At 63.2% G+C, this 1,517-nt stretch carries 3 protein-coding genes; all 3 read left to right on the top strand.

What is annotated here, in order from left to right:
* Positions 1-45: 45 nt before the first annotated feature.
* Genes J0I79_RS35060 through J0I79_RS35050 form a run of 3 tightly spaced genes read left to right on the top strand, consistent with a single transcriptional unit; the run spans position 46 to position 1,458 of the window.
* Positions 46-360 (top strand): metalloregulator ArsR/SmtB family transcription factor, encoded by a 315-nt coding sequence (locus J0I79_RS35060; protein ID WP_292582318.1) that lies wholly within the window; start codon positions 46-48, stop codon positions 358-360.
* Positions 357-833, top strand: a complete 477-nt coding sequence (locus J0I79_RS35055) for an SRPBCC domain-containing protein (protein WP_292582317.1) — start codon at positions 357-359, stop codon at positions 831-833. Before J0I79_RS35060 ends, J0I79_RS35055 begins: the two co-directional genes overlap by 4 nt.
* Positions 834-852: 19 nt before the next feature.
* Positions 853-1,458: an ATP-dependent Clp protease proteolytic subunit gene (locus J0I79_RS35050; RefSeq protein WP_292582316.1), complete on the top strand. Its 606-nt coding sequence runs from the start codon at positions 853-855 to the stop codon at positions 1,456-1,458.
* Positions 1,459-1,517: the final 59 nt, after the last annotated feature.

The following is a 1,517-nucleotide window of genomic DNA, read 5'->3' as shown; positions in this document are numbered from 1 at the left end:
AGAAGACGCTTGCCAAATCGATAAGTATCCACTTATCTTTTTGACATGATCGAGTCAGAGATTTTCCGGGCGCTGGCTGACCCGACCCGACGCGCCGTCTATGAGCGCCTTTCCGGCGGGGAAATGACCGTGTCGGAATTGCGGGCCGGCACGAACGTGTCGCAGCCGGCGGTTTCGCAGCATCTCGCCGTGCTGCGCGGCGCCGGCCTGGTGACCGAGCGCCGGTCGGGCCGCAACGCCTATTACCGCGCCGCTCCGCAAGGGCTCGATCCCCTGCTCGGCTGGATCGAGCGCTACCGTGCCTTCTGGCCCGAACGCATCGAAAAACTGAAGACGGTTCTGAAGGAGATGGATCAATGACTGCCATCAAGCACCCGGCCATCGACCATGCGCCGCTCAGCTTCGAGTGCGAACTCCCGGATCCGCCGGAAAAGGTCTGGCGCGCGCTGACCGTGCCAGAGATTCTGGCGGCATGGATGATGCCGAACAATATCATGCCCGAAATCGGCAAGCGCTTCGCCTTCGCCACGCCGGACACGCCGATCGAATGCGAGGTGCTGGATGCCGAACCCGGCAAGCGACTGCGCTATTCCTGGCGCGAGAGGCCTGCGGCCGGCGAAGCCAACGGATCAGCAGGCTTCGACAGCACCGTAACCTTCACGCTCGCACGCACGCCGTCCGGCGGCACGCTGCTGCGCATCATCCATGGGGACTTCGCGGTGGCGCAGCCCGCCGTCGCGATGCGCGGCAGCGCCGGCTGCGGAATCTCGCTTGCCGCAAGCGGATATCCCCTCGCCGCCAACGCCCCCCGCATGATGCTGCGCGCAGCCTGATCGACCAAGGAGAGAAGCAATGAGCGGTTTTGCAAACCTTGTGCCGATGGTGATCGAGCAATCGAGCCGTGGCGAACGTGCCTTCGACATCTTTTCGCGGCTGCTGCGCGAACGCATCGTCTTCATCAACGGAGAGATCAACGATAGCGTTTCGGCCCTGGTCTGCGCGCAGCTTCTGTCGCTGGAATCGGACAATCCCGAGAAGGAGATCTCGCTCTACATCAATTCGCCCGGCGGCGTGGTGACCAGCGGCTTCGCCATCTACGACACGATGCAGTACATCTCCTGCCCGGTGTCGACGGTGTGCATGGGCTTTGCCGCGTCAATGGGATCGTTCCTCCTGATGGCGGGAGCGCCAGGGCGCCGCATCGCACTGCCCAACACCAGGATCGTGCTGCATCAGCCGCTTGGCGGCTTCCAGGGCCAGGCCTCCGACATCCAGCGGCATGCCGAGGATATATTGCGCACCAAGCGCCACATGACGGAACTCTACGCCCGCCATTGCGGCCGAAGCTATGAAGAGGTCGAGCGCACACTCGACCGCGACTATTTCATGACCGCCGAGGAAGCGAAGGCCTGGGGGCTCGTCGACCATGTCTACGATACCCGCAAGAAGGCAGCCTGATCGGGCTGCCTGCATCGGGCGATTTGATCGATGGTCTCTGGCACCGATCCGACTTGGCC

Source organism: Mesorhizobium sp. (assembly GCF_017306585.1).
Taxonomy (GTDB): domain Bacteria; phylum Pseudomonadota; class Alphaproteobacteria; order Rhizobiales; family Rhizobiaceae; genus Mesorhizobium.
The sequence above is the reverse complement of the archived record's forward strand: the minus strand, read 5'-3'. Positions and strand labels throughout refer to the sequence as shown.

Excerpts from the sequence above, each read along its gene's own strand:
- J0I79_RS35060 (WP_292582318.1), top strand. The coding sequence starts at position 46 with ATGATCGAGTCAGAGATTTTCCGGGCGCTGGCTGACCCGACCCGACGC.
- J0I79_RS35055 (WP_292582317.1), top strand. The coding sequence starts at position 357 with ATGACTGCCATCAAGCACCCGGCCATCGACCATGCGCCGCTCAGCTTC.
- J0I79_RS35050 (WP_292582316.1), top strand. The coding sequence starts at position 853 with ATGAGCGGTTTTGCAAACCTTGTGCCGATGGTGATCGAGCAATCGAGC.